Origin of the sequence: Mesorhizobium sp. M4A.F.Ca.ET.020.02.1.1 (genome assembly GCF_004022645.1) — a bacterium.
In the GTDB taxonomy this organism is placed as follows: domain Bacteria; phylum Pseudomonadota; class Alphaproteobacteria; order Rhizobiales; family Rhizobiaceae; genus Mesorhizobium.
Window position 1 is genome coordinate 1 of record NZ_RZOI01001175.1, and the last position, 1053, is coordinate 1053.

Annotated in this window: 1 protein-coding gene; it reads right to left on the reverse strand. The window is 64.9% G+C overall.

What is annotated here, in order from left to right; all coding sequences use genetic code 11:
- Nucleotides 1-139: 139 nt before the first annotated feature.
- The coding region (locus tag EN742_RS35825; protein ID WP_128333932.1) for a tyrosine-type recombinase/integrase at nucleotides 140-1053 on the reverse strand (914 nt) is incomplete at its 5' end.

The following is a 1053-nucleotide window of genomic DNA, read 5'->3' on the forward strand; positions in this document are numbered from 1 at the left end:
GTGCTGAGGGATTGGCGGCGCTGGTGCGAGAGACAATGGGGGCCGATCCGTTCTTATGCGTCGGGCGAGATTATGTGGCGCAGCCGCCCTGACGCCCGGCAGGGCCGGCCAAACCCAGCTTGCCTCCGCCACATAATATTTAGATGCTGTTCAGCAGTTGCAGAACGGCGTCGTTCGGTCGGAAACGCACGCCGTGGTCGCCGGCGACGCCCGCCTTCTCAAGTCCATTGCGCATCATCTCGACATCCGCGGCGGCATAGCGGTGGGTCGTGGCGACCTGTGCGTGCCAGAGCCAGGCTTGGATCGTCAAAAGGTCCACGCTGGACTGGAGAAGCCTCATGGCGAGGGAGTGCCGGAAGATGTGCGGCGATATGGGCTTGTCGGCCAAGGCCGGCCTGATAGCCACGGCCTCGGCCGCCGCACGCCGCACGATATGGGTCGCTCCGAAACGGGTCAGCCGCTCGTTGCGGGCGCCGACGAATATCGGTCGCGGTTCGTGATGGGCGATCCCGCGCTCGCTCAACAAGGTTGTCAGCGCTCGCGCCAGGTCCTTAGCAATGGGGACGACGCGGTCTCTGCGCCCTTTGCCGCGCAGCAGCACTTGCGGGTGGGGCCGTTCCAACTGAAGGTCGTTTGCGTTGACGCCGGTGGCTTCGGAGACCCAGGCGCCGGTCCGTGCCAAGAAGAGCAGAAAGGCTCGGTCGCGCCGACCACGGGGCGTCTTTGGATCGGGTGCCGCGATGAGGGTGTCCACTTCGGCCTTGGTGAGGTGGTGCGTCACCTCAATGTGCGTCCGTTTGATGGGAATCGTCAGCACGCGTTGGGCGACGCCGAAGGACGCCGGGTCGGCAGCAGCGACGTGGTGGAAGAAAGATCGGATCGCGGCCAAGCGGGCGTTGCGCGTGGCGACGCAATTGTTCCGCTTCTCCTCGAGATCGTCGAGAAAAGCGAGAACGAGGTCTCGGTCGAGATCTTCGAGCGTCAACGCCGCCGGCTTCTTCCGCAACCGGGCGGCGGCAAAGAGGATCAGCATGCGCAAGGCATCGCGATAGC